The organism is Neolewinella sp., from assembly GCF_965214665.1.
Classification (GTDB): domain Bacteria; phylum Bacteroidota; class Bacteroidia; order Chitinophagales; family Saprospiraceae; genus Neolewinella.
Genome location: NZ_OZ243970.1, coordinates 3,131,589 through 3,153,424, shown reverse-complemented (window position 1 = coordinate 3,153,424; position 21,836 = coordinate 3,131,589). Strand labels below are relative to the sequence as shown.

The 21,836-nt window shown below is 60.8% G+C and carries 17 protein-coding genes and 1 other RNA gene; 9 read left to right on the top strand and 9 right to left on the bottom strand.

Annotated features, from left to right (window positions below):
* Positions 1-46: 46 nt before the first annotated feature.
* Positions 47-760, bottom strand: a complete 714-nt coding sequence (locus ACOOHD_RS13605) for an OmpA family protein (RefSeq protein WP_420458430.1) — start codon at positions 758-760, stop codon at positions 47-49.
* Between the two features lie 65 nt (positions 761-825).
* Positions 826-2,370 (bottom strand): 1-hydroxycarotenoid 3,4-desaturase CrtD, encoded by a 1,545-nt coding sequence (crtD, locus tag ACOOHD_RS13600; protein WP_420458429.1) that lies wholly within the window; start codon positions 2,368-2,370, stop codon positions 826-828.
* Positions 2,371-2,412: 42 nt separating this feature from the next.
* Here crtD and rnpB point away from each other — a divergent pair.
* Both rnpB and ACOOHD_RS13590 read left to right on the top strand, forming a co-directional pair.
* An RNA gene (gene rnpB, locus ACOOHD_RS13595) (RNase P RNA component class A) lies at positions 2,413-2,822 on the top strand.
* 133 nt (positions 2,823-2,955) lie between these two features.
* Positions 2,956-4,536, top strand: a complete 1,581-nt coding sequence (locus ACOOHD_RS13590) for a sulfatase (protein ID WP_420458428.1) — start codon at positions 2,956-2,958, stop codon at positions 4,534-4,536.
* Between the two features lie 12 nt (positions 4,537-4,548).
* Here ACOOHD_RS13590 and ACOOHD_RS13585 read toward each other — a convergent pair whose 3' ends face one another.
* Positions 4,549-4,998 (bottom strand): cupin domain-containing protein, encoded by a 450-nt coding sequence (locus ACOOHD_RS13585; RefSeq protein ID WP_420458427.1) that lies wholly within the window; start codon positions 4,996-4,998, stop codon positions 4,549-4,551.
* Positions 4,999-5,280: 282 nt separating this feature from the next.
* Here ACOOHD_RS13585 and ruvA point away from each other — a divergent pair, with 282 nt between their 5' ends.
* The 4 genes from ruvA to ACOOHD_RS13565 all read left to right on the top strand — a co-directional run bounded on the left by ruvA (position 5,281) and on the right by ACOOHD_RS13565 (position 15,487).
* Complete coding sequence (gene ruvA, locus ACOOHD_RS13580) at positions 5,281-5,874, top strand: Holliday junction branch migration protein RuvA (RefSeq protein WP_420458426.1); 594 nt, start codon at positions 5,281-5,283, stop codon at positions 5,872-5,874.
* Positions 5,875-5,949: 75 nt separating this feature from the next.
* Positions 5,950-13,341 carry a cell surface protein SprA gene (gene sprA / locus ACOOHD_RS13575; protein WP_420458425.1) on the top strand — a complete coding sequence of 2,464 codons (7,392 nt, stop codon included), beginning with the start codon at positions 5,950-5,952 and terminating at the stop codon, positions 13,339-13,341.
* Between the two features lie 63 nt (positions 13,342-13,404).
* Positions 13,405-14,505 (top strand): 2Fe-2S iron-sulfur cluster-binding protein, encoded by a 1,101-nt coding sequence (locus tag ACOOHD_RS13570; protein ID WP_420458424.1) that lies wholly within the window; start codon positions 13,405-13,407, stop codon positions 14,503-14,505.
* A 118-nt stretch (positions 14,506-14,623) separates the two neighbouring features.
* On the top strand, positions 14,624-15,487 hold the full coding sequence (locus tag ACOOHD_RS13565; RefSeq protein ID WP_420458423.1) for an OmpA family protein: 864 nt from the start codon (positions 14,624-14,626) through the stop codon (positions 15,485-15,487).
* Here the strand turns inward: ACOOHD_RS13565 and ACOOHD_RS13560 are convergent.
* Entirely contained in the window at positions 15,474-15,977 is a 504-nt protein-coding gene (locus tag ACOOHD_RS13560) for a hypothetical protein (protein WP_420458422.1), read from the bottom strand. The two genes, ACOOHD_RS13565 and ACOOHD_RS13560, sit on opposite strands and share 14 nt — an antisense overlap.
* A 117-nt stretch (positions 15,978-16,094) precedes the next feature.
* Between ACOOHD_RS13560 and ACOOHD_RS13555 the strand changes: the two genes are divergently transcribed.
* Positions 16,095-17,540, top strand: coding sequence for a PQQ-dependent sugar dehydrogenase (locus ACOOHD_RS13555; protein ID WP_420458421.1), 1,446 nt, complete (start codon positions 16,095-16,097; stop codon positions 17,538-17,540).
* On the top strand, positions 17,519-17,893 hold the full coding sequence (locus tag ACOOHD_RS13550) for a c-type cytochrome (protein WP_420458420.1): 375 nt from the start codon (positions 17,519-17,521) through the stop codon (positions 17,891-17,893). The genes ACOOHD_RS13555 and ACOOHD_RS13550 overlap by 22 nt, the downstream gene beginning before the upstream one ends.
* 10 nt (positions 17,894-17,903) lie before the next feature.
* Here the strand turns inward: ACOOHD_RS13550 and ACOOHD_RS13545 are convergent, their stop codons facing one another.
* Together ACOOHD_RS13545 and ACOOHD_RS13540 are read right to left on the bottom strand one after the other, a co-directional pair.
* Complete coding sequence (locus ACOOHD_RS13545; protein WP_420458419.1) at positions 17,904-18,725, bottom strand: class I SAM-dependent methyltransferase; 822 nt, start codon at positions 18,723-18,725, stop codon at positions 17,904-17,906.
* Positions 18,697-19,056 carry a HesB/IscA family protein gene (locus tag ACOOHD_RS13540; protein WP_420458418.1) on the bottom strand — a complete coding sequence of 120 codons (360 nt, stop codon included), beginning with the start codon at positions 19,054-19,056 and terminating at the stop codon, positions 18,697-18,699. Before ACOOHD_RS13540 ends, ACOOHD_RS13545 begins: the two co-directional genes overlap by 29 nt.
* A 75-nt stretch (positions 19,057-19,131) precedes the next feature.
* On the opposite strand from ACOOHD_RS13540, the gene ACOOHD_RS13535 reads away from it, so the two are divergent.
* Complete coding sequence (locus tag ACOOHD_RS13535; protein WP_420458417.1) at positions 19,132-19,674, top strand: hypothetical protein; 543 nt, start codon at positions 19,132-19,134, stop codon at positions 19,672-19,674.
* Between the two features lie 59 nt (positions 19,675-19,733).
* Here ACOOHD_RS13535 and ACOOHD_RS13530 read toward each other — a convergent pair whose 3' ends face one another.
* The 3 genes from ACOOHD_RS13530 to ACOOHD_RS13520 all read right to left on the bottom strand — a co-directional run bounded on the left by ACOOHD_RS13530 (position 19,734) and on the right by ACOOHD_RS13520 (position 21,834).
* Positions 19,734-20,060: a HesB/IscA family protein gene (locus tag ACOOHD_RS13530; RefSeq protein WP_420458416.1), complete on the bottom strand. Its 327-nt coding sequence runs from the start codon at positions 20,058-20,060 to the stop codon at positions 19,734-19,736.
* A 12-nt stretch (positions 20,061-20,072) separates the two neighbouring features.
* A complete protein-coding gene (gene iscU, locus ACOOHD_RS13525; RefSeq protein WP_420458415.1) occupies positions 20,073-20,492 on the bottom strand; it encodes a Fe-S cluster assembly scaffold IscU in 420 nt (139 codons plus the stop codon).
* Positions 20,493-20,613: 121 nt separating this feature from the next.
* Positions 20,614-21,834 (bottom strand): IscS subfamily cysteine desulfurase, encoded by a 1,221-nt coding sequence (locus ACOOHD_RS13520; RefSeq protein ID WP_420458414.1) that lies wholly within the window; start codon positions 21,832-21,834, stop codon positions 20,614-20,616.
* Between the last annotated feature and the right edge of the window lie 2 nt (positions 21,835-21,836).

Here is a 21,836-nt window from a genome sequence, read left to right as displayed (position 1 = left end):
CGAATGATCGCTTCCGCATGGAAGCGTCAGTCGAAACGCTTGGCTACTACTCAGGTACGGTCAACGTACCTTCCTGCGCCTTCTGGGCAAGCTGTTCGTTGGCCTGTACACTGACTTCTACGCGGCGGTTGGCCTGGCGACCTTCATCGGTGTCGTTGGTAGCTACCGGGCGGGTCTCGCCGTAGCCGGATACCTCGAAGCGCTCGCGGGAGATACCGAGCTCGGCTAGGTAGTCGGCTACGCTGGCGGCACGCTGCTCGCTGAGGCGCTGGTTACTGGCCTCGCTACCTACGCTATCGGTGTGGCCCTCGATGGTAATGTCGGTCTCGGGGTACTTTTCGAAGACTTTCTCCATCCGCTGTAGCTCGATCCGGCTGGCGTCCGTCAGCTCGTACTTACCGAAGCCGAAGAGTACGCCGCTGTCGAAGGTCACGACAATCCCGGTAGTCGTGGAGTCACCGTTTTCGTCTACGCCGACTACCTTATCGACCTGAGCGCCGGGCACTTCTTCTTCGATCTCCGCGGCTTGCTTATCCATATACCGACCGATCACGGCACCCGCGGCCCCGCCGACTACCGAGCCGATGATGGCCCCCTTGGTTCCGCTACCGTTGTTCTTGCCGATGATGCCGCCGATCACGCCACCGGCAGCACCGCCCGCGGCACCGCCCTTTACGGCACGGCTGGTGTTACAACCTACACTGAAGACCAGCATGAGGGCAATAAGGAGGAAGGAAAGATTTTTGGCTATGCTTTTCATGTTCGCTTTGGTTAGGGGGTTGAGTCATACCCTAGAACCAGTCAGCGTACTGCATGTTTGCTGGGCTACTTGTTGGCCCCCTCTATTAGGTCGGCCACGATACGCGCTGAAAGTAGACAGAGCGGCACCCCACCCCCCGGGTGTACACTACCCCCCAGAAAGTACAGCCCACCAATATTCCGGCTGAAATTAGGGTGACGCAGGAAGGCCGCCATCCGATTGTTACTACTTGTGCCATAGAGTGCCCCCTGGTGGCTACCGGTGAGCTGCTCGATGTCCGGCGGCGTGACCACCCGCTCCACTTTTATATGCTCGGCTAACCAGTTGGGATGCGTCATCGGGGGAAGGGGGCCCTGAGGTAAGCCAGGTGCAAGCTCCCTGGAAAGCATGGCGATAGTCTGCGTACGTAATTCGGCGACCAGTTGCTCCCAGTCCTGCCCCGTGTGGGCCGGAGCGTTCACCATCACGAACCAGTTCTCGTGGCCGGGGGGGGCATCGCCGGCTACGTATTTGCTGCTGATGTTGACGTACACGGTTACGTCGTCGCTCACGCTACCGGCCTCCAGGGTGGCAAACTCCCGGGCGTAGTCGCGGCTGAAGAAAATGTTGTGCAGCCCAAGCTCCGGAAAGCTGCGGTCCACGCCCCAGTAGAAGATGACGGCACTGGTACTTTTCTGCTGCCGAAGCGTGATGCGGGGGCGGCGGGCGTCCGGTAAGAGGCGGTCGTAGGCAAGCCAGACATCCATATTGCACACCACGGTGTCGTAGGGGAGCTCCTCACCGCCCACCTCGATGCCCCGCACCTGCGTCCCCGCCCGACAGATCTGCGTGACAGGCGTGTTGAAGTGGTAGGTCACCCCGAGGCGTTTGCCCAGCTCGTAAACACTGTTGGCGATATCGTACATGCCCCCCTCCGGCAGGTAAGCGCCGAAGTGGTGCTCGAAGTGGGGGATCATGCTCAGCAGCCCCGGGGCCTTGTAGGGATTACTGCCGTTGTAGGTGGCGAAGCGGTCGAAAAGCTGTACCAAGCGGGGATCCTTCAGGGCGGCCTCGTGGACGTCGTGCATACTGCGAAACAGGTCCAGCCCGGGGATCTTGAGCATGGCGTAGGCGACCTGGGGATCGAGCCAGGTGCGGGCCTTGTGCAGGCTTTTTTCCAGGAAGGTGCGGCCGGTGAGGGTGTACTTGCGGGCGGCCGTGTCCATAAAATCGCGCATCGCCTGCTCGGGCACGTCGAAGGTGCGGGCAGCCTCGGTAATCAGTTGGGCGGTGGACGCAGGTGCGGTGAACCTAGTGCCGTCGGGCCACCAGTACCGACACACCTCGGGTAGGCGGGTGTAGTGAAAATGGGCGCGGGGGTCCTCGCCGGCCAGCTCGAAGAGTTCGTCCACGTACTGCGGCATGGTGAAGAGGGAGGGGCCGAAGTCGAAGCGGTAAGACCCCTCCCCGGCCCTCCCCATAAGAGAGGGAGTAGGGAGGGTAAACTGGCTGAGCTTGCCGCCGGGACCTTCGTTGGCCTCGTAGACCTCTACGGTATGACCGGCTACGGCTAGGCGGACGGCGGCGGCCAGTCCCGCAATACCGGCTCCGATGATGGCGGTTTGCTGCACGTGGGGGAAACCCTGGGGGCGGCGGAGGGTTTAGTGTTCTTGCAGTGCGTCCACTCCACCGCTTGCGGCTGAGGCAGCAAGAGGAAAGTCCGGGCAACGCAGGGCACCACGCCGGCTAACGGCCGGGGCCTCTCCTTCGGGAGGGGTACGGAATAGTGCCACAGAAAGTATACCGCCGTCTGCCCCGGTTTCGATCGGGGGTCAGGGTAAGGGTGAAAACGTGGGGTAAGGGCCCACGCCGTCGGGCGGTAACGTCCGGTGGGGGTAAACCCCGTGGGTTGAAATACCAAACAGTGTTCCCGCTGCTTCGGTGGCGGCGGCCGGCCCGGTCGTAGGTCAGGAACACGGGTAGGTAGCTGGAGCCGTCGGGTGACTGGCGGCCTAGATAAATGGTGGAGCGCTCCTCCGAGTGGGGGGTTGACAGAACCCGGCTTATCGGAACGTGCTGTGGGGGCCCTGTTCTCTTTGGAGGGCGGGGCCTTTTTTCTCCCACCTGCGGTGTGAGCCCTAAGTTTCACTTAGGGTCAAGGCGGGGGACTGCTCCGCAGTCGGTAGCCACGACGTAGTTTAGTAGTAAAATCTGATATGATACGGATGATATGGTGGGCAGGGGTGGTGCTCTGGTTAGGGTGTGGTGCGGTAGGTGGGGAAGATGGTGAGCGTGCAGAGCAGGACGGGCAAGGGATGAACGTGGTGTTTATCCTGGCGGACGATCTGGGGTACCACGATCTGGGGGTGACGGGGTCTACGTTTTACGAGACGCCGAATCTGGATCGGCTGGCAGAAAGCAGCGTACGGTTTACCCAGGCGTATGCGGGGAGCCGGGTGTGTAGTCCATCGCGGGCAACGCTCATGCTGGGGCAGTACACGGCGACGCACGGGATCACGGACTGGATCGGGGCGCAAACGCAGGCCGGGTGGCGGAAGAGCGGCCGGCACACGACGCACCTGCCGCCGGGCTACGTGTGGGAACTACCGGCGGAGGCAACCTCGCTGGCGGAGGCCTTCCGGCAGATGGACTACCGGACCTTCTTTGCCGGCAAGTGGCACCTGGGCGGGGAGGGGAGTATGCCGACCGACCATGGCTTCGAGGTGAATGTGGGGGGCAACAGCAAGGGCTCGCCGCCGGGGGGCTTTTTTGCGCCCTACAACAATCCGCAGCTGCCGGACGGGCCGGTAGGGGAGAGCCTGACGGCGCGGCTGGGGCGGGAGACGAAGGACTTTATTGTAGCCAATCAAGACACCACCTTCTTTGCCATGCTCAGTTTCTACGCCGTGCACGCTCCGCTACAGACTACGGAGGAGCGCTTTGAATATTACCGGACGAAAGGTTTAGAAGGCGGATTGGCAGAGCAAGCATTTACGATGGAGCGGCGCTTTCCGATCCGTACGGTACAGGACAATCCCATTTATGCCGGTATGGTCGCGGAGCTGGACGCGGCGGTGGGCAGTGTGCTGGATGCGCTGGATAGTCTGGGTATCGCCGATAATACAATCGTCGTGTTCACATCTGACAACGGTGGGGTGGCCAGTGGGGATGCCTACGCCACCAGTAACCTGCCCCTACGCGGCGGCAAGGGCTACCAGTGGGAGGGGGGTACGCGGGAGCCGCTGTTTTTGCGGGTGGGTGATCGGTACACCGCCACGATCGTGGATAAGCCGGTCACCGGTGCGGACCTGTACCCTACGCTGCTTGCGTTGACCGGTAGCGATGTCATGCCTACCCAGGAGATCGAGGGTAAGGACCTTACCCCACTCATTGAGGGCGAGGACTTCCCCGACCGCTACCTCTACTGGCACTACCCACACTACGGCAACCAGGGCGGTGATCCTAGTTCCGAGATCCGCTACGGGGACTGGAAGTTGATCCACTACTGGGAGGACGACCGTGATGAGTTGTACCACCTGGGGCGGGACCCGGGGGAGCAGGAGGATGTGGCGGCGAATAATCCGGAGGCCACGGAGAGCCTGAGGAACGAGCTACTTGCTTTCCTCGGACGGCGTAGCGCTAAGGCTCCCAATCCCGATCCGGACTACGATGCGGAGCAGGCTGCAGCCCGGGACCGCTTCTACCGCGATACGCTACTGCGGCGTCTGGAAGCGGAGCGATTGGAGGTGCTGGCGGAAGATTGGCAACCGAACGGGGGCTGGTGGGGGAGTGAGTGAGGTGCACCCCGGTCACCCGATGTGCGGCGCCACACTACCCCCTTCCAGCTCCTTCCGATTCGTAAACTGTATGATCATCATGCGGCAGGGCTTGCCGTCGAGGGTGCCGGAGCGGTGTCCTTTTTCGTCATTGGTGCCCTGATCGGCCCCGAAGCTGAGCTCGCCCTCACGCATCTCTACGCGGGTGCCGTCCATAGTTTCGACCCACCAGCCGCCGGTGAGGGGGATGATCCACTGCGGGGCGGGGTTTTCGTGCCAGTCGCCGTCGAAGTCGGCCGGTAACTCCGAGAAGATGATCTGGGTGGCGCCCTTCATGAGCTTGTTGTTCCACTGTTTGCCGGAGCCCCCGCCCATGCTTTCGAGCTGGAAGTCGGTGAGGGTCTCGCGCTTTTGCTTGCTGACGCCGTTTTTGTCGGTGTAGACGTGCCAGTAGGGGAGGTTGGGTTTTTGGGGATTGGCCATGGGGTTTATTTTTTGCAACCTGGGTTTTTGGGGGTTTGTTGTAGGATGCGGCCTTCGGTCAGTACAATGCGGCCTCCGGCCGCGGTAGTACAATGCTGCCTCTGGCAGCGCTGGAATAGTTCACCATGGATTGAACACGGATTTCTTACTCAGCTCCGCTGAAGCGAGCTGTTAGATAATCAATGATTAAATCCGTGGTGAAAAAACTCACCACCTTTAGCGCAGCCAGAGGCAGCATTTTGCTGGCGCTGCCGGAGGCAGCATTGTACTACCTTCGCCGCCATGATCGCCTACGTAAAGGGTACCGTCGCCCACAAAAATCCCTCCTTCGTCGTCATTGAGGCCGGGGGCATCGGCTACCACGTCAACATCAGCCTGTATACCTACACCAAGATAGAGGGGGCCGAGACGGTGAAGCTGCTGACACACTTCCACGTCAAGGAGGACCAGCAAACGCTCTTCGGCTTCTACGAGGAGCAGGAGCGCAACCTGTTTCGGCTGCTGATCTCGGTGAGTGGTGTCGGCCCGGCGACGGCCCTGGTGGTGCTGTCAAGCATGAATGCGGAGGAGCTGCGGGCGGCCGTGATCGGGGAGGATGTGGGGACGATCCGCAAGGTGAAGGGGATCGGGCCGAAGACGGCGCAGCGCATCATCCTGGACCTGAAGGATAAGATGATTAAGGACAGTGGTGAATCGCCGACAATGCTTTCCGTGCAGAGCAATACGCTGCGGGCCGAGGCGTTATCAGCCTTGGTCAACCTGGGCTTCGCTCGCCCGGCGGTGCAGCGCGCGCTCAACCGGGTACTGGCAGCCCGTCCTGATACGGCCACGCCGGAGGACCTGATCAAGCTTGCACTGCGGGAGCTATCCTCCTAAGCGCCGGCCGTTTTTATCTAACTACTACACTCGCTGCCCGCTCTGTCAACTGGGGTTCAGGAAGGATTGCATCGTATGAACAAGACACTGCTACTACTTTGTGTTGCCCTGTTTTCGTTTGGTTTTACCTACGCTCCCTTCCGCACGCCTGCCGATGCCGCCGCCAGTGAGCGCGCCCGGCTCGCTAGTGCGCCCTTTGATGCCATCCTGTACGACACGCTGCCCCCGCTGCGCGACCGTACGGGTGACTTTATTTCCGACCCCAACCAAAATCCTGTCGACCTACAGGATCCCTCCACGGTAGAAAAAACGGTGGAATACGATCCAGCCACTGGCCGCTACATCGTGCGCGAGCGCCTGGGAGATATCGACTTCCGCCCCCCCACCTACCTCACCTTCGATGAGTACTTGGAATACCGCACCAAGGAGGACCAGCGAAGGTACTTCAATAACCTGGCCGGCGTGGGCAACCCCGACGACCAGATCAGTATCGGCGATCCGCTCTCCGACATCGAGATTGACCCCGACCTGATCAATAACCTCTTCGGGGGCACCGAGATCAGCATCCAGCCCCAGGGTAGCGTAGACCTGAGCTTCGGACTCAACTACCAGTACCAGGATAACCCCTTCATCGTCGAGCGCTTCCGCCGCAATACGATCTTCGATTTCGACATGGACATTCAGATGAACGTCACCGGACAGATTGGCGATAAGCTCAAGCTGAACACCAACTACAATACCGGGGCCAACTTCAACTTCGACAACCAAATTAAGCTCGACTACAACAGCGACGTCTTCGGCGAGGACGATATCATCCGCAAGATCGAGGCCGGTAACGTGAGCCTACCGCTACGGGGCCAGCTCATCGAGGGCGCCCAGTCGCTCTTCGGGATTAAAACCGAGCTACAGTTCGGCCACCTGCGCCTGACGGCCATCGCCAGCCAGCAGCGCTCGCAGCGTGAGAAGCTTACCATCGAGGGCGGCAGCCAACTGGCACAGTTCGAGGTCTACGCCGATGAGTACGACGAAAACCGCCACTTCTTCCTGAGCCACTACAACCGCGAGGTGTACGAAACGGCCCTGGAAAACCTACCGCAGATCAATACGCTGTTCCACCTCGAAAACATCGAGGTCTGGATCACCAACGACCGCAACGAGGTGCTCGATGTACGCGACATTGTCGCCTTCGCCGACCTCGGGGAGCCTACCCGCCTCACCAATCCCACCGCCGTACAGCGCTTTCCCACCCCCCGCTACCAGGAAATCTGCGACGGCCGCCCGCTGCCCGAAAACGGGGCCAATGACCTCTACAGCCGCCTCATTGCTCAGGGCGAGAACCTGCGCGACATCGACCGCTCGGTGGCCGTACTCCAGTCGGCCCAGTTCGGCCTGGAGCAAATCCGTGACTTCGAGAAGGTGTCAGCCCGTAAGCTCAATCCCCAGGAGTACACCGTCCACCCCGAGCTCGGCTTCATCTCCCTCAACATCAACGTGCAGCCCGACCAGGTCGTGGCCGTCTCCTACCGCTACAAGTACAACGGCAACATCTTCAAGGTGGGCGAGCTCTCGGTCAATACCGATAACAGCAGCTCCGACACCAGCAATTTCTCCAACCAGGTACTCTACACTAAGCTGCTCAAATCCTCCACCCAGCGGGTGAGCGAGCCGGCCTGGGACCTGATGATGAAAAACGTCTACTCCCTGGGTGCCTACCAGGTAGGACAGGAGGACTTCCGCCTCGACATCCAGTACGAAAATCCCGGTCAGGGCTTCCAGCGCTTTCTACCGGTAGACGTATCGCTGCCCGGTACCAACAACTATATCCCCGGCGTACCCCTCATCCGCGCCTTCAACCTCGACCGGCTTAACACCCAGGGCGATCCCCAGCCCGACGGGGTATTCGACTTCGTGCCGGGCATCACCATCGACCCCCAGACCGGGCGGGTGTACTTCCCGGTACTCGAACCCTTCGGCAGCGACCTGGCCGAGCGGCTACGGCCCGAGGATGCGCCCCGCTTTACCTACCAGGAGCTGTACGATTCGACGATTTTCCAGGCCCGGGAGTTTCCGGAGAAGAACCGCTTTGCAATTCGGGGGAGTTACAAGTCTTCCGTGCAGTCAGAGATCAGTCTGGGGGCCTTCAACATTCCGCCGGGATCGGTGCGGGTGACCGCAGGTGGAGCGCTCTTAGTGGAGGGGCGAGATTATACGGTTGACTACAGCACGGGTCGCGTACGCATTTTGAATGACGCCATCCTCAGCTCGGGGGTACCCGTGGATGTGAGCTATGAGGACAACACCATCTTTAGCCTGCAGACGAAGACCATGCTCGGTCTACGCGCTGACTACGAGGTCAACGACAACCTCGCTATAGGCGGCACCTTCATGCAACTCTTCGAGCGGCCCTTTACCCAAAAGGTCAACATCGGGGAGGACCCCATCAACAACCGCATCTACGGCTTCGATGCGACCTATAACAAGCCCTCCGGCTGGCTCACCCGCACCCTAGATAAGCTGCCGCTGTTCAGCACCAACGCCCCCTCGAACGTGAGCGTGACGGCGGAAACGGCCATCCTTGACCCCGGACACAGCCGGGCCATCAACCTGAGCCGCAACGAGAAGGGGGGCATCGTGTACCTGGACGATTTCGAGGGCACGGCCAGCCCCATCGACCTCATGACGCCGGTGCAGCGCTGGTACCTGGCCTCGATCCCGCAGAACGATGCGCAGAATAACAACCCGCTCTTTCCCGAATCCGCACGTACCGGACTGGTGACGGGCGCCAACCGAGCGGCCCTAAGCTGGTACCGGATCGACGAGGGTGCGCGTGACGAAGCCGATAACCAGAATGTCTATTCCAGCCGCGTACCGCAGCAGGAGGTATTCCCGAATCTCAATTCACTGAATCAGCGCTTCGTCCAGTTCTTTACCTTCGACATGGCCTACTACCCCGGCGAGCGGGGCCCCTATAACTTCGATACCCAGGAGGGGTACCCGGGCTTTACCGCCGGGGTGTTCCCCGATCAGGGCGATCCCCTGGCTCCAGTCAAGCTGCTCGACCCCGCCAGCCGCTGGGGCGGCATCATGCGGGAGATGACCACCACCGACTTCCAGTCCTCCAACATCGAGTTCGTCGAGTTCTGGATGCTCTCGCCCTTCCTCGATCCCAATAACGGACGGCAGGCCGCGGCCAATGCGCAGGATAAGGAGGGTACGCTGTACATCAACCTTGGTAACGTCAGTGAGGACATTCTTAAGGACAGCCGCAAGTTCTTCGAAAACGGCCTACCTACGCCCATCAACCGCCTCCGACCGGTCGATGAGACGGAGTTCAGCCGGGTACCGGTGGCCCAGCAGATCACCCAGGGCTTCGATAACGACCCGGAAAGCCGGCGGGCGCAGGACGTCGGCCTCGACGGCTCCGATGATGCCCGCGAGCGCGATAAGTTCGCCGACTACCTCAGCAACTTCCAGGGCACGGTCCGCGAGCGCCTCGACCAGGACCCCTCCAATGATAACTTCTTTTACTTTAGGGACCAAAACCGTTTTCCCGACGGTACCAGCCTGCTGACCCGCTACAAGAACTTCAACAACACCCAGGGTAACTCGGCAGCTAACGAAAACTCCGCCACTAACCTGCGGCAGTCGGCCACCAACCTGCCCGACGACGAGGACCTCAACCAGGACAATACCCTCAACGAGTCGGAGAGCTACTTCCAGTACGAGATCCCCCTGGTGCAGTCCCGCACCGACCCCCGCGAGATCGACCGGGAGGCCACCCCCTTCATCACCGACCGCATCGAGGACGTGGCGAACACCGGCCGTATCTGGTACCGCTTCCGCATCCCGCTCAATACCGATCAGAAGACGGCCGTGGGGGGTATCCAGGACTTCCGTTCCATCCGCTTCATGCGCATGTTCATGACCGGCTTTGAGGCCCCGACGGTGCTGCGCTTCGCCCAGTTCGACCTGGTGCGCAACAGTTGGCGGCGCTACAACCGCGACTTCACCAATACGCCCATCATCGGCGGCGAGGAGAATACGGAGTTTAACATCGACGCGGTCAACATCGAGGAAAACAGCCGCCGGCAGCCCTTCAACTACGTGCTACCCAACGGCATCCGCCGCGAGCAGAGCATCGGGGTGGTGAACCTGCTACAGAACGAGCAGTCGCTATCCCTCAAGGTGCAAAACCTACAGCCCAGCGATAGCCGCGCCGTCTTCAAGTACACCGAGACCGACCTACGGCTCTACGAGGATCTCAAGATGTTCGTGCACGCCGAAGCGGCCGGTCAGAGTCGCATCCAGCGGCCCGAGGACGGCGAGCTGCGGCTGTTCCTGCGGATGGGCTCCGACTTCGAGCAGAATTACTACGAGTACGAGGTGCCGCTGGCACTCTCCGACACCGTGGGGCTGCCCAATCCCGATACGGACCTACGCGCCTACGCCGACTCCGTCTGGCTGGCGCAGAACGAGGTGCAGCTTCCCCTCGAGCTCCTGACTAATCTGAAGCTCGAACGCAATAACACCGGAGTGGCCAGTGATGCGACCTACTCCCAGACTTACTCCCCGAGCGAGGGCGTCAACCACACCATCCGTATCCGCGGCAATCCTAACCTGGGCTTCGTCAAGGTCTTTATGATCGGGGTGCGTAATCAGCAGGATTTGGATAATAACGGCATCAGCGCCGAGGTGTGGGTCAACGAGCTGCGCCTGGAGGGCCTCGACGAACGGGGTGGGGTAGCCGCCATCGCCCGGGCTGACGTACAACTGGCCGACCTGGGTAACCTCACCGCCGCCGTCAACTACAGCAGCGTGGGCTTCGGGGCGCTCGACAATAGCCTCCTGCAGCGCAACCGCTTCCAGACCGCCGGCTACGACTTTGCCACCAACCTGAGCATGGACCGCTTCCTGCCCAGCCGCTGGGGTGTGCGCCTGCCCGTATACCTGCAGCACAGCAAGCAGACCAGTACGCCGGAATACGACCCCTACGATTACGACCTGCGCCTAAAGGATAAGATCGACGCGGCCGAAACCCGCGAGGCGCGCGATAGCATCCGGGAGCAGGCCCAGGAGATCAACAAAATCACGGCGGTGAATTTCAACAACGTCGGCATTGCACCCGCGACCCGCCGCACCAAACCCAGCCCCCTGGACCCGGCCAATTTCAGCGTCAGCTACGGCTACACCAAGAACGAGCGCAGCGATCCCTACATCGCCTCGGAGGTGATCCGCGACCACACCGGGGCCCTGGACTATACCTTCAGCCGGGCTGCGCCGAAGAGCCTCGAGCCCTTCAAGGGGGTACAGAGTAAGTACCTGCGCCTGCTGAGCGAGTTCAACCTGAATCCGCTACCGAACAGCATCAGCATCACCAACATCCTGAACCGCAGCTTCGCCACCACCAGCTACCGCTTCGCCGGGGTAGACGAGCGCTTCAATACCTTTTTCAATAAGCGCTTCATCTGGAACCGTAGCTACGACGTGCAGTGGAACCTCACGCGCAGCCTGCGCCTGGGCTTCAACGCCAATATGAACGCGACGATCGACGAGCCCAACGAGAACGAGCTCGTGCTGCTCCCCGACGAGGATGCCAAGCGTATCCGTCGCGATAGCATCTGGAACAACATCCTGCAAGGAGGTCGGCCCAAGCAGTACAACCACACCATCAACCTGAGCTACCAGTTACCGCTGCGCTTCCTGCCCTTCCTGGATTTTCTGGACGTGCGCGCCCAGTACCTGGGTACCTACGCCTGGGCCGCCGCGCCGATCTCGGTACAGGAACGCGGCCTAGGTAACCTGATCCAGAACAGCCAGCAGCGCCAGGTTACGGCCGATCTCAACTTCGAGCGCTTCTACGACCAGATCCCCTTTCTACAGAAGTTCAACCAGACCAACCGCCGCCGACCTACCCGCCGCCCGGTCCAGTCGGGGCAGGACGCGGAGGAAGAGCGGCAACCGGCCGCCAACACCACTATCTCCTTCGGGCGTCCCCTCCTAGCCCTACGCCGCGCCCGTTTCAACTACAGTGAGGACTTCACCACCGTCATCCCGGGTTTCCTGCCCGAGCCTGCTTTCTTCGGGCTCAGCGACGGCTTCAGTAGTCCGGGTTGGGGCTTTGTGGGCGGGTTGCAGCCCAAGATCCGCACGCTCGAGGTGGAACAGCGACAGAGCGACGAGGACTACCTCAACGAGCTGGCCCAGGATGGGGTGATCAGTTCGAGCGTGTTCCTAAGTCAGGACGTGATCCAGAACTACACCAAGCGCTGGGATGCCAACGCCATCGTCGAGCCCTTCACCGACTTCCGCCTGGAGCTGACTATGGACCGGGCCTTTACCGAAAACTACACCGAGACCTTCAAGGTACAGGAGAAGGGCGTCGATGCGCCCTTCGAGCACAGTGTACCCGTGCGTGATGGCTCCCTTACCTTCAGCAACGGCGGGGCACTGAGCCTCTTCAATCAAGATACTACGGACCTAGACGCGCTCTTCACCACCTTCGAGGCCAACCGCCTCATCCTCAGTCAGCGCCTTGGGGGTAGCCGGCCGCACGCCGACCCCGACCTAGCCGCCCAGGGCTATACCTTTGGCTACGGTCCCAACCAACAGGACGTATTACTGCCCGCCTTCCTAGCTGCCTACCGCGACGAGGACCCCAACCGGATCAACCTCAATCCCTTCGACCTGCGCGGGGCTCCGAACTGGCGCCTGACCTGGAGCGGACTGGACCGCGTAGGGGGGCTCAGCGACATCTTCCGCCGCGTCAACATCACCCATGGCTTCCAGTCTACTTTCAGCATCAGCAGCTACGGCACCAGCCTGGATTACCTCGATGCCCTGGAGCAGGAGCAGAACGTGGGAGCCCTCGAAGGTTACGACACGGTCAGCCTCAACTACTTCCCCCGCCTGGAGATACCTAACATTGCCGAGACGCGGGCCTTCGCCCCCCTGCTGGCCATCGACGCCGAGCTGGTCAATGGGCTAAGCGTCAACTTCGCCTACACCAGCAACGAGACGCGTAGCATCAACGTCGTAGGTAAACTACTTTCCGAAAGCGTAGGCAAGGAGATTATCGGGGGCTTCGGGATTGTACTCCAGGACGTGCAGATCGGCTTCCTACAGGGAGGCCGCACCCGCGACCCCGCCGTAACCCCTAATGCCACACCGAACAACCGACGGGGTAACAGCCGCACCGGTGGACGCCTGAACGTCAGTGACTTGGACATCCAATTCAACGTGAGCCTGCGCGATAACAAGACCTACGCCCGGCGGCTGTCGATCCCCTCGCGCGAGCCGGTGGAGGGTAGCCGCATCTTCACCCTGGCCCCCTCGGCGGAGTACCAGCTCAACCAGCGGCTGAGCCTGCGGGCCTTTTTCGACTACCGCAAAACGGTACCGTTCAACTCCCTGGGCTTCCCGCAGACGGCGGCCAGCGGGGGCATTGTCGTGCGCTTCCAATTGAACTAGCACGGGGGCCATTCCGTACTAGGATACCACGTATTCTTCCTACCGACTCCCCTACCAAACTGCATGTCTAGCCCCCAATTTTACCCCCTGCGCGTCTCCCGCGTCCAGCCCGAGACCGACCAGGCCGTAAGCGTTTACTTCGAGGTACCCCCCGCCGACCAGACCGCCTTTCACTACCGGGCCGGGCAGTACCTCACCCTCCGCTTCGAGATCGACGGCAAGGAGGAGCGCCGCGCCTACAGCATGTGCTCCGCCCCCCACGAAGACGAGCTGGCCGTGACCGTCAAGCAGGTGCGCGGCGGCGTCGTAAGTAACTTTATCGCCCAGCAACTCAAGCCCGGCGATACCGTCGACGTAATGCCCCCCATGGGCCGCTTCCTGGCCGAGGTGGACCCCGCCGCCCGCCGCCGCTACTACCTCTTCGGGGCCGGTAGCGGCATCACGCCCCTGATGTCGATTCTACGTGCCGTGCTGGAGGAGGAGCCTAAGAGCGAGGTCATCCTGCTGTACGGCAACCGCGATGAGGACAACATCATTTTCGAGCAGCAGCTCCACGAATTGGAACGCCGTTACGCCGGCCAGCTCACCGTAGAGCACATCCTTTCGCAGCCCAAGAAATACTCTACTAAAGGCCTTAAGGGACTATTCAAACGTAGTACCACCCGCTGGGAGGGCCCCAGGGGCCGCATCGACCGCAGGGTGCTAGTTGAGTTCCTACAACGCTTCCCTCCCAGTGGTCCCGACTGCCGCTACTACATCTGCGGTCCCGGCCAGATGATCGACAACGTAGAGGCCGCCCTACTCGGCCACGGCATCGATGACAAGCTCATCCACGTCGAGCGCTTCGTCTCCGCCAACGACGCCCGTAAGCAGAGTAGTGACAGCCGCGGTGGTACGGTACACGTCAAACTCAATAAGGAAGAATTCAGCGTCGAGCTCAGGGCCGGTCAGAACGTCCTGGAGGCGCTGCTGGAGCAGGGCAAGACCCCCCCGTATAGCTGCCTGGCCGGTGCCTGCTCCACCTGCATGGCCCGCGTCGAAAAGGGCGGCATCAAGATGGACGTCTGCTACGCCCTCGACGACAGCGAGGTGGCGGAGGGCTACGTGCTTACCTGCCAGGCACACCCCACTACGCCGGAGGTCACTATCGACTTCAACGTGTAGTACAGGGGGGCGGGGCCGCGGGTGCAACGCGAACTGAAGGACCTCGAAGAGTTTCTTGGAGCACAGCGACTTGGAACCTTTGAGGGTCCGTGTCCCTTGCAGTCCGTACATTTAAGCTATGGCAAGACTTCTACCCCTGCTTTTCCTACTGCTGTTTGTTTCTTCTGTTGCCCTGCCGGCGCAGACTACTCCCGACACCCTCGCCGTAGCCCCCGACACCCGCGCCCGCTACGCCGAGGACCTCGACGAGCTTGAGCGGATGAAGGAGAAATTCCGACAGCAGCAGGAGCGCAAGGCCCGCGAGCGCGATCGGGGCGGTGACCTGCGCGGTACCTGGACCGACCCGACGGTGGAGGAACAAGCGCCGCCGGCCCCCGCCAGCGTTAATCCCCGCGATACCGTACAACTGCGCTCCAGCGTGCGCTCCGGACTGTATACCCCCTCCTCCGAGCCCGCCCTGGACGAGCGCACGAACTGGGAGCGCCGTATGCAGCGCGACCTGCCCCGGGAGGAGCCCGTTGACGCCGATGAGGCCGCCCGCCTGGACGCCGAGTACGCCCAACAGCTCGCCGAGCTGGAAGCATTGCGGGCTAAATTGCGGGAGTCACGCGGCGAGGCACCGGTGGCAGCGCCGCCCGTCTTCGAGCCCACCGCCGTGACGGCTAAATCGCCCGCTGCCGGAAATGCCGTGCCTGCCGGAGTGACCTTCATCACCAACACCGCTTATCCGAACGCAGCCGGGTACGATGCCCTGGACGCACTCGCCGAGCAGGTGCGCGCATCGACCGGTGTGGTAGAGATACGGGTACACACCGCGCGCAAGCTCGACGCCCGGGCCGCTCAACTGCTGAGCGAGGAGCGGGCCGTAACCATCCGCAGTCACCTGCTGGAGGCCGGTATCGCGCGCGAGAATTTCCGCGTAGTGGGCTACGGCAACCATGAATCCGCCGCCGGGGAGCGGGTGGAGGTTATAACTCAATAATCTTACCGGAGGCCGCGATCTGAAAGCGGCGCGCCGTGCTGCTGCTGGCCTGGTAGTCAAACTCTCCGCCGCCGCCCTGTCCGCTGACCTGGTAGATCATCAGCCCGTCGGTGAGTGCGGCCGTAGTCTGGGTAAGCTCCTGCCCATCGTAGCTCGTACCAGCCAGGATGAGGCGGTCGATGAGCTCCTCTGTTTTCGGATTTAGAGTCACCAGGGTGTAGTGGTACTGCGCCAGGTCGGCCCGCCAGTAGATGAGCCCGATGTAGTCATCCGCCTCCGGCAGCCGCAGGCAGGCTATAAATTCCGTGAACTCGTCATTGATCTGGGTGGGCTCCAGCGGGAGTAAGAACTGCTCGATCATGCGGGCGGGCAGGGGCGGGGTCTCCTTGCTGATGCGCCTTACGGTATCTTCTCCCAGAGTGATGGGTAGTTCAAGCTCGGGAAACTGCTCTAGGAAGTGGGAGAAGCGGATCTGGGGGGTGGTGGCCATGAGGGTTAGGGGTAGGATTATGGAATACAAGGGGGCGGCTACAGCGGTTCAGCGGTCGATCTGCCGAACTTCCCGTGAAGGCGGCTGGTTTGGAGGGGGCACCTAGTTCCCGGAAGTATGAAACACGCGCTCGCGTATCTCCTGGCCTGCGGCGTGCTCCTACAGGGCTGCTACCGAATCTTACCCTCTAACGGCGGCGGGCAGCTCTCCGGCAGCCCGCAGGAACGGAATATCGATCCTACAGACGTCCTAGTACCCGAGGGCTACCATGTTGAGGCAGTCGCCTCGGGGCTGACTTTTCCTACGGCGGTCACCTTTGACGAGAACGGTACCCCCTACGTCATCGAAGCGGGCTATTCCTACGGGGAGGTGTTTCTCCAACCCCGGTTGCTGCGCATTGGGGCAGACGGACAAACCACGGAGGTCTATGCCGGAGCAGAGAACGGCCCCTGGAACGGTGTGACCTACCACGACGGCTTTTTTTACATCGCTGAGGGGGGGCAACTCGAGGGCGGAAAAATACTCAGGGTGAGTCAGGCCGGAGAGGTTCAGGTGCTAGTGGAGGGACTACCTAGCTATGGCGATCACCACACCAACGGCCCCCTTGTTCAGGAGGGCTACGTGTACTTCGGACAGGGTACCGCTACCAACTCCGGCGTAGTGGGTACTGACAACGCCGATTTCGGCTGGCTCCTGCGGCACCCGGACTTTCACGACATTCCCTGCGCCGATATCACCCTCGACGACATCAACTATACTACCCCCAACGTACTGACGGACGATCCGAATGACCGTGCCGTGACCGGTCCTTACTCCCCCTACAACACCGCGGTGAGCCCGCGGCAAGTAATAAAGGGGGAAGTCCCCTGCACGGGTGCCGTGCTCCGCGTGGCCCTCACCGGGGGCGAGCCGGAGGTAGTGGCGTGGGGCTTCCGCAATCCCTACGTACTAGCTACGGCGCCGGATGGTGCTATCTACGTCACCCAGAATGCTTACGACGATCGGGGTAGTCGGCCGGTTTGGGGAACCGGCGACGTCCTCTTCCGGCTCGAGGCGGGGAAGTGGTATGGCTGGCCCGATTACAACGGGCAACTTCCGCTCACCGTCACTCACGTACCCGGGGAGGGAAAACCGCTGGGCCCCCTAGTGGCTAATCCCCCCGGCGATCCACCCGCACCGGTGGCCACCTTTGGCGTTCATTCTTCCTCGAATGGACTTGATTTTTCTACCAACCCGGCGTTTGGGTTCCGGGGCCAGGCGTTCGTTGCTCAGTTCGGCGATATGGCCCCGAAGGTCGGCAAGGTGCTCGCTCCGGTTGGCTACAAGGTGGTACGGGTAGATGTAGAAACGGGTCGGGTGGAGGACTTCGTGGTGAACAAGGGAAAGAAGGACGGGCCGGCTTCCTGGCTCGAAAGTGGCGGCCTGGAACGCCCTAATTCCGTGCAGTTCACGCCCTCCGGTGATGCACTGTACATCGTAGATTTCGGGATCATGACCATGAGCAAGGCGGGACCTACGCCCCGTGAAAAAACCGGTGTGGTATGGAAAGTAAGCAAGGAGTAAGGCAGTATACCATTACTACTGTTCCGGCGGTAGCCTGTCTGCTCTGCCTCTGTTGGGCACTAAACGGTTGCTCGACCCCATCACGGGTGCCCGCTGCTACCGTAGTGAATTTACCCACTGAGGAGCTACGCGACGGTAGTATCTTATTCGCTGGTAAATGCTCCGGCTGCCATCCCGGTGGACGGTCGGGTTTAGGCCCCTCCATTGTCAATAAACCACTACCTAGAGCTCTGATTCGCTTTCAGACACGGGCCGGCCTGGGCGTGATGCCCGCCTTCAAGGACCACGTACTGTCCGACGACCAGGTGAAGGATATCGCGTCGTATCTAGTATATCTGCGCAAAAAGGGGTAGAAGCGTATCGCTAGCCGGGGCCACCGGCTGCTTTTTGCAGCACGACGGCGAAGGTGTGCCAGCGAACTTGGTTTCCGCGGGCGTCCATGGGCTCGAATAGTAGGAGCGGATCTGTAAGGTCTATCAACTTCCAACCGGTATGCAGGAGATGGTCGATCAGTTTTATGGGTGGGTGGTGATTTTTCCACTGCTCCACCCGCAAGAAATTAAGGGGGGAAACCATCACCAGGCGGCCGCCGGGACGTACTACACGCTGCCATTCGCCGGTGGCCGCAGGAATATCGTTGAGCCGATCGATAAGGAAAGTGCTCCACAGTAGATCGAGACTGCCGTTAGGAAAGGGGAGCCGGCATGCATCCGCGAGCGCAAAATGCAGATTAGGTAGCAGCCGGCCATTCAGCTCGGTCAGGGGGTAGCCAAACCGGAGTAGATTGGGCGCAAGGGTTTTACCTAGTACCCAGTAGTCCCGTGCCTGCCGCAGCATCTGGTAGCTGAAGTCGATGCCGTAGCAGTCCCAGTCGGGGTGCAGGGTCGCGAACTCGCCAATAAGTCGGCCGACGCTACAGCCGATATCGGCAATAGATATACAGGGCCGGTTGGGTAGCCATCGGGATATATAATCTAGCAGCGGTTGTAGTGGGTACCCACCGTGCAGGGAATCACACAGGTGCAGCAGCGTTTGCCGCGTCACAAGCTCATCGTAGCGCTCGTAGACGTCGCGGCGCGTCTCGTCTTCCGTTTTATCGTAGTAAAGGGGGATACCGCGGCGCTCAGTCGGCGGCGGAGGCAGTAGGTGACCGAACCTAGGCGCTGAAGGAGGTGCCGCAGCCACAGGTCTCCTTTGCGTTGGGGTTGTTGAAGGTGAAGCCGCGGTTGTTGAGTCCGGTGGCCCAGTCGATCTCCATGCCCAGGAGATATAGCGCGTGACCGGCCTTCATGAGCACCTGCTCGCTACCGACCATGAATTTCTGATCGTCCTCCTGCGGCAGATCAAATCCCAGCTGGTACTCAAATCCCGAGCAACCGCCTCCCCGTACCCCAATGCGCAGAAAGTGATCGCCGTTCACCCCAAGTTCCTTACGCAACCGACCGAGCTGTTCCATGGCGGAGGGGGTGATGGAGATTGGGGCGGTCTTGGTGGGCGATTTAACGTCAGCGCTCATATTTGGTAGTACCTTTGGACGTAAAGGTAACACACGGCCCCGGGCATGGTTGGCCGGGGGGCGGCAATGCGCGCTATGGTCTTATTTTACGTCTACATCCTACTCTACGTACTCGCGGTGGTGGGGGTGGTACTCTTCGCCATCGGGCTGCTGCGCAACCTGGCAGCCATCCGGTCCAGTATCCAGGGTCTTTCCATGTCCCTTGCACCTGCGGCCCCGGCAGATGCAGGCCCCGGTATCGAGACGCTACGTCTGCAGGCCTGTGAGCGCTTCACGCTGATGCTGGAACGGATTTCTATACCTAATCTCCTATTACGTATTCCGCCCGCCGAGGACAGTGCGCCCCGGGAGTATACCGCCGAGCTGCTGCTGGCGATCCGGCAGGAGGTGGAGTATAATATCACCCAGCAGATCTACGTGAGTGATTCGCTGTGGCGCATCATCACCCAGTCGCGGGACAACATCAGTATGCTGATTGCCCGGGCGGCCGAGGGGGCTGATTCCAGCCGGCAGATCACCGAGCGCCTACGCCGTATGAGTGCTCAGCAGGCGGAGGATCCGGTGGCTTTGGCGCAGGGGGCTATCCGGCGGGAGGCGGCTTCGGTGTTGACTACCTAAATGTAAAGCGCCCCGCCGGATAAGTCTGGCGGGGCGCTAAGTATGAATTTTAGGTGCGGCTAGACCGCAAAACTCTCCCCACAGCGGCACTCGCGCGTGGCGTTGGGATTGTTGAAGGCAAAGCCTTTGCCGTCCAGTCCGCCGCTGAACTCCAGGGTAGAATTACAGAGGTAGAGAAAAGATTTAAGGTCACAGACGACGGTCTCCCCGTTATCCTCGAAGACCTGGTCGCGGGGCTGCAGCTCATCGTCGAAGTCCAATTGATACGACAAACCCGAGCAGCCCCCGCTGGTAATGCTTACCCGCAGGAAATGGTTCTCGGGCATACTCTTCGCTTCCCGAATCTCGCGCAGGCGTTCCTTGGCACTATCGGCTACGTAAAGCATGACGGGCGCGGGTTAGTGCGTGGTGGCAGCGATGGACTCCGCAGTCTGCACGCCGTGCTTGGTCTGGTAGTCTTTGATGGCTCCCTTGATGGCATCCTCAGCTAGTACGGAGCAGTGAATCTTTACGGGGGGCAGGGCTAGTTCCTCTACGATCGCCATGTTGTCGATGGCTAGGGCCTCATCGACGGTCTTACCCTTCAGCCACTCGGTAGCCAGACTGGAGCTGGCGATGGCTGAACCGCAGCCAAAGGTCTTAAACTTGGCCTGGGTAATCCTTTGGGTAGTAGGGTCTACCTCGATCTGTAGCCGCATGACGTCCCCACACTCGGGGGCACCCACGAGACCGGTCCCTACGTTGTCGCTATTCTTATCGAGCGTACCTACGTTGCGGGGATTCTTGAAGTGGTCGAGCAGTTTTTCGCTGTATGCCATGGGGAAGGAGTTAAGGAGTTAGGGGACTAAGGAGTTGAGGTAAGATAGTAACAAGGTGGGAGCCAAAAAGGATGAGAGGAGTTCCCTTAACTCCTTAACCCCATGCCCCCTTAACTCCTTGTCAGTGCTCGCTCCACTCAATCGCATCGATGTCGATGCCCTCCTTATACATTTCCCAGATGGGGCTGAGCTCGCGCATGTGGTTGACGCCCTCGGCGACCTTGGCGATGGTCTCGTCGATGTCCTCCTCGGTGGTGAAGCGGCCAAGGCTGAAGCGGAGGCTGGAGTGGGCTAGGTCGTCACCTAGTCCGAGAGCTACCAGTACATAGCTGGGCTCTAGGCTAGCGGAGGTACAGGCCGAGCCGGAGCTGACGGCGATGTTCTGGTTGAAGGTCATCATTAAGCCCTCGCCCTCGACGTGCTTGAAACTGATGTTCGTGACGTGGGGCATGCGGTGCTCCTGATCGCCGTTGACGTAGCTCTCTTCGAGGATGGACGTCAGCTCGTGCTGTAATTTATCGCGGAGCTTGCTGAGGCGGGCGGCGTCTTCGGCCATTTCGGCCTTGGCGATCTCGGCGGCTTTGCCAAAACCGACGATGCCGGGCACGTTCAGGGTACCACTACGCATGCCGCGCTCGTGTCCACCACCATCCATCTGGCTGGTGACCTTGACGCGGGGGTTCTTCCGATTTACGAAAAGTGCCCCTACCCCCTTGGGCCCGTACATTTTGTGGCTGGTGAATGCCATGAGGTGCACGCCCATGGCCTTGGGATCGACGGGGATCTTACCAACGGCCTGGGTAGCGTCGGACATAAACAACACGCCGTGCTTAGCGCAGATGTCGCCGATCGCCTTCATGTCCTGGATGACGCCGGTCTCGTTGTTGGCCCACATTACACTGACCAGAACGGTCTTGTCGGTGATGGCAGCTTCGAGCTCTTCGAGACGAATGCGGCCCTTGCGGTCGACATCAAGGTAAGTGACCTGACCGCCCATCTTCTGCACCTTGGCGCAGGCATCGAGCACGGCCTTGTGCTCGGTCTTTACGGTGATGATGTGGTTGCCCTTACGCTGATACATCTCGAAGACACCCTTGATCGCTAGGTTATCGCTCTCGGTGGCACCGCTGGTAAAGATGATCTCCCGCTCGTCGACGTTGATGAGGTCGGCGATCTGCTTACGGGCAACGTCTACGGCACCTTCTGCCTTCCAGCCGAAGGGGTGGTTGCGGCTGGCGGCATTACCGGGGTTATCGTAGAAATAGGGAATCATAGCGTCCACCACCCGGGGGTCGGTCGGGGTAGTGGCGTTGTTGTCGAGGTAGATTAGGCGCTGGCCCATGG

Excerpts from the sequence above, each read along its gene's own strand:
- ACOOHD_RS13605 (WP_420458430.1), bottom strand. The coding sequence starts at position 760 with ATGAAAAGCATAGCCAAAAATCTTTCCTTCCTCCTTATTGCCCTCATG.
- ACOOHD_RS13590 (WP_420458428.1), top strand. The coding sequence starts at position 2,956 with ATGATACGGATGATATGGTGGGCAGGGGTGGTGCTCTGGTTAGGGTGT.
- ACOOHD_RS13585 (WP_420458427.1), bottom strand. The coding sequence starts at position 4,998 with ATGGCCAATCCCCAAAAACCCAACCTCCCCTACTGGCACGTCTACACC.
- ruvA (WP_420458426.1), top strand. The coding sequence starts at position 5,281 with ATGATCGCCTACGTAAAGGGTACCGTCGCCCACAAAAATCCCTCCTTC.
- sprA (WP_420458425.1), top strand. The coding sequence starts at position 5,950 with ATGAACAAGACACTGCTACTACTTTGTGTTGCCCTGTTTTCGTTTGGT.
- ACOOHD_RS13570 (WP_420458424.1), top strand. The coding sequence starts at position 13,405 with ATGTCTAGCCCCCAATTTTACCCCCTGCGCGTCTCCCGCGTCCAGCCC.
- ACOOHD_RS13565 (WP_420458423.1), top strand. The coding sequence starts at position 14,624 with ATGGCAAGACTTCTACCCCTGCTTTTCCTACTGCTGTTTGTTTCTTCT.
- ACOOHD_RS13560 (WP_420458422.1), bottom strand. The coding sequence starts at position 15,977 with ATGGCCACCACCCCCCAGATCCGCTTCTCCCACTTCCTAGAGCAGTTT.
- ACOOHD_RS13555 (WP_420458421.1), top strand. The coding sequence starts at position 16,095 with ATGAAACACGCGCTCGCGTATCTCCTGGCCTGCGGCGTGCTCCTACAG.
- ACOOHD_RS13550 (WP_420458420.1), top strand. The coding sequence starts at position 17,519 with ATGGAAAGTAAGCAAGGAGTAAGGCAGTATACCATTACTACTGTTCCG.
- ACOOHD_RS13540 (WP_420458418.1), bottom strand. The coding sequence starts at position 19,056 with ATGAGCGCTGACGTTAAATCGCCCACCAAGACCGCCCCAATCTCCATC.
- ACOOHD_RS13535 (WP_420458417.1), top strand. The coding sequence starts at position 19,132 with ATGGTCTTATTTTACGTCTACATCCTACTCTACGTACTCGCGGTGGTG.
- ACOOHD_RS13530 (WP_420458416.1), bottom strand. The coding sequence starts at position 20,060 with ATGCTTTACGTAGCCGATAGTGCCAAGGAACGCCTGCGCGAGATTCGG.
- iscU (WP_420458415.1), bottom strand. The coding sequence starts at position 20,492 with ATGGCATACAGCGAAAAACTGCTCGACCACTTCAAGAATCCCCGCAAC.
- ACOOHD_RS13520 (WP_420458414.1), bottom strand. The coding sequence starts at position 21,834 with ATGGGCCAGCGCCTAATCTACCTCGACAACAACGCCACTACCCCGACC.